Genomic DNA, 7,017 nt, shown 5'->3' on the forward strand with positions numbered 1-7,017 from the left:
GCGGAACGAGCTTCATTCATAATCTCTTTTTTTGAAAGTGTAAGAGTCAATTTTAGCTCTCCTTTTTAACTTTTTTTCCCTGATGTAAGGAATTTTCATAATATGGCCACACTCGCCACAAAAAATATTAATTTCATTATTAATTAGCCGGACAGCGCAGTTGTGACCGGGAACCAAAAACTTGTAACAATTTTTACAGTATCTTCGTCCCCATGCTTGAGGAATTTTTGTATTATACTTTTTTGAAATCTTTCGAGCAAGCTCAACATAACGATGAGATCTTTCAGGATGCTCTTTATATTCTTTTTCTGCACGATTAAAAAGAATATCCATTCGTTCTTGAGCTATATCAATCATCCAATTTGGTCTTTTTCCTCTAGCCATAGATACTCCTCTCATACATAGTGTAATCTCTTTAAAATAATTTATTGCCTAAATAAAAGTAGATTTTGATGAGAAATCAAATTTAAAGCAATATAAAAATAAAGCAATTAGATAATATTCCTAAAATATAATAGTACAAGAGGAATATTATGATAAAATATGTTTTTTATTATATAAAAAGGTTTTCTATAATATATTTTATTATTATAGAAAGCATTAAAAAAAGTTATAGATTTATAGCCTATTTGCGTTTTTTCCTAGGAGCTGGAAGTTCATCATACATCCCTTCCAAAAGATTTGCTAAAAACTCCCTATCATCTAAATCTTCAATGAGCAACATTTCCTTTGCTCCCTCATAAGGCAATTCCATATCTGCATCAGGCATCATCTCTTTAGCAGCCTTTACTGGTTTGACTAGAAAACGGTCATCGTAAATGCCGCCAATAATCTTGCCACGATAGTAGATAATGTATTCTCCCATCATTGCACGAGAAGATACATCTTCCAAATCTGACAGCTGCTCCATAACATAATCCAAATATTACTTAGTTGAGGACATTAAATCACCTTAATCTATAATGTGCTGCTTTAATTACTTCATTCAGTTTCGAAATTCATTGATTCAAAAGCCATTCCATAAAATCAATTGAACCGACAGGACATTCCAATTCATCAGATGCAATAGCCAATATCAAATCACGACCCTCATCAATTGACTTATCGCTTGCATCAATTTCATTAGCCTTATCCCCATAAATCTCATAGGCTTCAGCTGAGCAAACTGCTAATGCCTCTGCCTCTAAGTTCTCTTGGATTTTAGACTCTGAATAATTTCTCTCTTCAAGCCTTGCCTTTAGAATGCTTGGGTTTAAGCGAAGAACAATCATCTTGTCTGCACCTTCACAAAGATGGGACAAATGCCCTTCCACTATTAGAATCTTATCTGTGCTTTGACTGATTTCCTTATTTAAGCACTCGTTTAACTTATCAATGTCAATAACCTTATAGAACTTATCTGGATCCTCACCTAAAACAAGATTATTTTCAAATGCAAAATCATTGATTTTAATAAGCTTTGAATCAAGGCCATTATCAGACAAATAATCATTTAGCTCAGAAGCAACAGTTGTCTTGCCGGTACATGGAGTACCTGATATGAAAATAACTGTGTCCTTTGATAAATCGTTTAAAATAGACATAATAACACTGAAAACCGTTTTAGTGGAAACTATTTTTTAAGGATGATACGCAAGACATCTTCGTCATCCAAGACATGGTCTGGACCGACCTTTTGACCTGGGAATTTTACTGAAGTTCCCCAAATCTTAGCATGCCTAAAGTTCTTTACAAACTCTCTGTGGAGTTTTCCACATGCATCAATAACTGTAGAGCCTCTTCTGATAACCAATGGGTCTTCCATATCTGCCTTTCTTCCTTGAGGTTTCAAGTAAACCCTAATCAAGTCAACACGGTCGAATATCTCTTCCTTAAGGGCATCAATATTAAGCTTCTTATCTGCAGAAATAGGAATGAATTCAGGAATTTCCTTTTGAAGCTCCTTCAAGTAATCAAGATCAACCAAATCCACCTTATTCAAAAGAATCATCATAGGAACATAAGACTTATTGTCTTCAATGACATCAATGAATTGGTCCATTGTCACATCATCTCTAAACAATATGTCTGCATTGTGAATACCATACTCATTTATAATGGACCTAATTGTCTTTTCATCCAAATGAGATAAGTGAACAGTTGTTGAAACATTGATTCCGCCTTTACGTGTCTTTTTGATTCTAACATCAGGCTTGGTTTGGTTTGGCCTTACACCTACATTGTTAAGCTCTTTTAAAATAACGTTTAAATGTTGTGGATTAAGGGTATCCAATACTACAATAATCAAATCTGCAGTTCTTGCTACTGACAGAATCTCTTTTCCTCTACCTTTACCTCCAGCAGCACCAGTGATAATTCCTGGAATGTCAAAGATTTGAATTTGAGCGTTATTATATTCCATAACACCTGGAATGATTTCTAAAGTAGTGAATTGATAAGCTCCAACCTTACTTTCAGCATTGGTTAATTCATTAAGCAATGTAGATTTACCTACAGATGGGAAACCAACTAAAACAGCCGTAGCATCTCCGCTTTTCTTGATGTGGAATCCTTCACCTTTAGTTCCACCGCTACTCCTTTTGATTTGCTCTTCTTTAAGTTTAGAAATTTTAGCTTTTAATTTACCTATATGATGAGAAGTAGCTTTATTATAAGGTGTTTTTTGAATTTCCTCTTCAATAGCTTTTATTTTTTCTTCTATAGACATAAACTCCCCATAAAAAATTTATTACGAAATAAGAATTAAGATGAATATCCCCATTTGAAAATCATAGGATATTCTAAAAAATATCTTAATGAAAATATTTTAAGATATTTGAAAAATGTATAATATTTTATTATAATATAAATTTTGTATTATTAACATATAAAATATGCGGTAAAAAATAAGGTATTCATTAAGAAAATTAAGTTAATTTCAAAAAAATGAATTTAGAAAATAAGCATAAATCAATTGGAAAAAACATCTCAAAAATAAGTCAAAAGAATAGATCTAAAAAATAATCCTAAAATTACTTAGCAAAAAATAGAACAGTGAAATAATCCTAAAAAAAAAACTACAAAAAACTACTCTGAAAAATGTATAAACTCATCATAAAGAATAAATCTCAAAAAATAACTCTAAAGAATAAATCTAAAAATAACTCTAAAGAATAAATCTAAAAATAACTCTAAAGAATAAATCTAAAAATAACTCTAAAGAATAAATCATAACTCTAAAGAATAAATCTAAAAATAACTCTAAAGAATAAATCTAAAAATAACTCTAAAGAATAAATCTAAAAATAAGTCTAAAACAATCATAAAAAATAGAAATGTAAAATAATCCTAAAAAAATAAAAAAAGAAAAAAAATAAGTTAAAGAATTCTAAGCAAAAGCTTAAGATAAGCTTGTACTTAAAATCAATAACCAAATTTAAATTTTATACTAATTTAACCTCTACGTATTAGAATCTGTGTTACCGGAACTTGAAGAACCATCTTTAATAGTCCAAATGGATACACCATCTTGCATATTACTTAATTCAAATGTATCTTGTCCTATACCACCTAATAAGAATAATCTGGTAAAGGTTGAATCCTTAAGGTGATTATCTATTACAATAGTAGTATAGTCATCTCCAGAACCTAAAAGGTAAATTGTGTAGTTTCCGTTTTTATCTAAAGTTTTATTAGCGGTTAAATAACCATTTTCAATACAAATAAGGTCACTTGCTTTGAATGGGTTATATTCAGTACCGTTTAAGTCAACTTTAGTTTTGTTTTTATCCCAAACTGCAGTCATTTGAGCAGTAGTATCTGTACCGTTAACAGTAGTGTTAGTGCTGGTACTTCCTCTTTTAACGACACAGTTGTATAAGATTCCACTATCGTTTAAAACGGTAATATTACCTTCAGTGTTCGGTTTAATGTTAACATAATCTGAAGCCATGTAATATTGATAGTTTGTACTATTTAATGTGTCAAAGTTCCATGAACCAAAGTAAGACCACCATCCAGATTTTCCAATCATATCTGAACTTAAAACAAAGGAGACATTGTTTGGATTAGTTGGGTGTGACTGTTTAATAACAGCATTTGCTTGACTTTCAGTTAAATTATAGTTTTTGATTAAAGTTGATTTAGCATCTTCTCTGCTTTTACCTAAAGTCTTGTCCAATGCATCAACAGCAGTTACATTACTTCCAGTGTAATTGCATAATAATTCAGAAGCATTACTACCTGTAGTACCCAACATCTGTAGAATTCCTTTAGATTGGGCCATATCAGATGTAGTCAATGCCTTACCTACCCAGTATGCACGATCCCCTGACTGGGAACCCCCATCGAAAGAAGTTGGATGGTCAGAAGCAACTTGGAATAGGTAACCGAAGTCCCACCAAGAAATAATGACTGTATCATTAGTTGAATTTGCTTTAACGTATTCCATAGCATTCCACATAGGGTCACTAACATCTGGAGCAGTAGCTGCAGTGGTTTGGAAAGCACCACAAACAGTTGGAGATACTAAAGCTAAAGTGATTAATACAACAACCAATGCTCTTTTAATGGATACATCAGAGTCTTTAAGAGATTTTCTAGCATAAATAACAATTCCAGAAATCACTGCAAGAACAACAAATACAACAGTACCAACCATTTTAGCATTGTCAAGACCAACAACCATTTGAGTAATTGGGAATGCAATTAAGAAAGATGATACAAGAGCTATGAATAATAAAACTTTGTCATCCTTAATGTTGGATTTTACATAATCAGCAGCATATCCTACAAAGATACCTGCACAAATACCCATAGGAACAACTAATACCTGAATAAACCTTGTACCTTGAGTTACTGCTGCTGCAGAAGCAAGGATCCATACAAAGAATACACTTAAGTAAAGTATATTAAGACGTTTGCTTTTATTAATTTCATCAGCTGAACCAAAGGATCCTATGTCCTTAAGTGAAATTCTGTATTTTTTTTGCTCTGTTCTTAAAGAGGTAGCTGTTCTTTTAGATTTATGTGGTTTGGATACGTCACCTTTAATCTTTACAGACCTTAATCTGAGCAATCTTTGAACGAAGGTGAACAATACAAATAATACCGCAAACAGACATGCTATTCCACCAACCCCGTTTACTACACCATTAGTGTTAGCTAAGAACGCACCTGGAAGTCCACCATATAAAAGTTTAGGAATTTGCATCTCTGCAACAGATATAAATACGTTAGGCCATACATCATTTGCTGCAGATTGAAGGGAGAACCCACCGGTAAGACCGCCTATAGCATTTAAAATACCATCGAAGCCTACAGTTACAAATAAACCAATAATACCTAAAATTAAGATAAGCCCTACAGAGAACAATTCTTTTTGATTAATCAACCAGCTTAACTTATTATCATAATTCTTGAATGGTTCGAAAACATCGACATTAAGATAGAAACATAATATAAAGAATACTATCATAGCCAATACCATTACAGCAGGATAGAACATGTAACCGGACCATGAAATAGAATAAATTCCAATAGTAATAACAGACAATAGTGCGAAAATTACTCTATTTACAAATTTTTCACTCCTTACCGCTTCAATAAAGAAGAGTATAAAGAATAAAGGCAAGGTTACGTTGAACATATCTGTATCGAAAAATCCTGCGAATGTGTGTGAAATATAGTTAGGACCTAAAGCTACAATTAAAGAAGCTGCCACTGCCCCATAGCCATTGGTAATTCTTCTTGTGAATATGTAAACTGGAATTACTGCAAATGATGAAATGAAAGCGCCAGTCCAAAATGCAACTTCCTTAAGAGGCATATTCTGGAACATATTTACTATTCCGTGTAAGAAAGAAGTGACATAAGCAATCATCGGCTGATACGAACTTACGTCCCGCCCTGTCGGATAGTAAGAATGCATATCCCACTCAGAACCATTTACTAAAGTATCACCAAGATATCCATGATCCATATAATCCTGTGTCATCCTATAGTTAAAGTATGAGTCCATTTCACTGAAATAAGGAAGACCATCAGCATCTATATAATTTGCTTTTAACTGATTAGGAACTCCACCAATATCAGCAGCCTGAGCTCTGATAGCAAAAACTAAAAGAAACAATATTGCTATGATAATCACAGATTTTAATATTGTTTTAACATTCTGATTCATAAAAAATCCTCGTACATTTTACAAATTAATATTCGAATAATAATTTATAGTCTATACTCAATCATATTATGAAAAAGATAATTTTGTTGAAAAGTCAAGAAAACATTTAACTGATAATCTATTCATCGTTTTCTTTAATAAGCATTTAAATATCTTATATTCATAAAACAACATCATATGACTTGTAATAGCATATTAATATATTTTAGAAATATATTGAATAAGCAATTATTAAAATATGATTATTAAACTTACATTTTAACTATGGCAATTTTTTGCTAATGCCATAATAAAAAAATCAATCTAAATTTAATAATAATTAAATATATTCTTAATTATACATATATAATTTTCTAATATTTATGTAAAAATCAAAATTATATTTTATCTAAAAAATAGGAATAAAAAATATACAAATAAACCAATTGAATAAAAATAGTTAAAGGATTATAGAATATTTAAAAAATAATATATTAAAAATAAATAAAAATAAAAAAGACTTTAAAAATTAAATTCAAATAATATATTAAAAATAAATAAAAATAAAAAAGACTTTAAAAATTAAATTCAAATAAGAAATTAAAAAAATAAAATAAAAATATAATCATTAATTAATAAATTACCAAGATAATGAAAAATAAAATAAAAAAAAAACTAATCCTTAATCAAATAAAATACCAAGATAATGAAAAATAAAATAAAAAAAAACTAATCCTTAATCAAATAAAATACCAAGATAATGAAAAATAAAATAAAAAGAGAGTGTGTAACGATTATGACCCTCACCCACATTTTTCTTAACTTATTTTCCTTTAAATTTATATACAATGAAGTACAATCTATTATTATAGAAATAA

At 30.4% G+C, this 7,017-nt stretch carries 5 protein-coding genes; all 5 read right to left on the reverse strand.

Annotated features, from left to right (window positions below):
- Positions 1–12 precede the first annotated feature (12 nt).
- The 5 genes from QZV12_RS13410 to QZV12_RS13430 all read right to left on the reverse strand — a co-directional run bounded on the left by QZV12_RS13410 (position 13) and on the right by QZV12_RS13430 (position 6,160).
- The gene (locus QZV12_RS13410) at positions 13–384 is read right to left on the reverse strand and encodes a ribonuclease P protein component 4 (protein WP_295622654.1); all 372 of its coding nucleotides are present in this window, start codon (positions 382–384) and stop codon (positions 13–15) included.
- A 241-nt stretch (positions 385–625) separates the two neighbouring features.
- The gene (locus QZV12_RS13415) at positions 626–910 is read right to left on the reverse strand and encodes a TfoX/Sxy family protein (RefSeq protein WP_366925570.1); all 285 of its coding nucleotides are present in this window, start codon (positions 908–910) and stop codon (positions 626–628) included.
- A gap of 88 nt (positions 911–998) precedes the next feature.
- Positions 999–1,583: an adenylate kinase family protein gene (locus QZV12_RS13420; protein ID WP_295622658.1), complete on the reverse strand. Its 585-nt coding sequence runs from the start codon at positions 1,581–1,583 to the stop codon at positions 999–1,001.
- 29 nt (positions 1,584–1,612) lie between these two features.
- On the reverse strand, positions 1,613–2,707 hold the full coding sequence (locus QZV12_RS13425) for a GTP-binding protein (protein ID WP_295622660.1): 1,095 nt from the start codon (positions 2,705–2,707) through the stop codon (positions 1,613–1,615).
- A gap of 732 nt (positions 2,708–3,439) precedes the next feature.
- Positions 3,440–6,160: an STT3 domain-containing protein gene (locus QZV12_RS13430; protein ID WP_295622662.1), complete on the reverse strand. Its 2,721-nt coding sequence runs from the start codon at positions 6,158–6,160 to the stop codon at positions 3,440–3,442.
- Between the last annotated feature and the right edge of the window lie 857 nt (positions 6,161–7,017).

Source organism: uncultured Methanobrevibacter sp., assembly GCF_902769175.1.
GTDB lineage: Archaea > Methanobacteriota > Methanobacteria > Methanobacteriales > Methanobacteriaceae > Methanobrevibacter.

Excerpts from the sequence above, each read along its gene's own strand:
- QZV12_RS13410 (WP_295622654.1), bottom strand. The coding sequence starts at position 384 with ATGGCTAGAGGAAAAAGACCAAATTGGATGATTGATATAGCTCAAGAA.
- QZV12_RS13415 (WP_366925570.1), bottom strand. The coding sequence starts at position 910 with ATGGAGCAGCTGTCAGATTTGGAAGATGTATCTTCTCGTGCAATGATG.
- QZV12_RS13420 (WP_295622658.1), bottom strand. The coding sequence starts at position 1,583 with ATGTCTATTTTAAACGATTTATCAAAGGACACAGTTATTTTCATATCA.
- QZV12_RS13425 (WP_295622660.1), bottom strand. The coding sequence starts at position 2,707 with ATGTCTATAGAAGAAAAAATAAAAGCTATTGAAGAGGAAATTCAAAAA.
- QZV12_RS13430 (WP_295622662.1), bottom strand. The coding sequence starts at position 6,160 with ATGAATCAGAATGTTAAAACAATATTAAAATCTGTGATTATCATAGCA.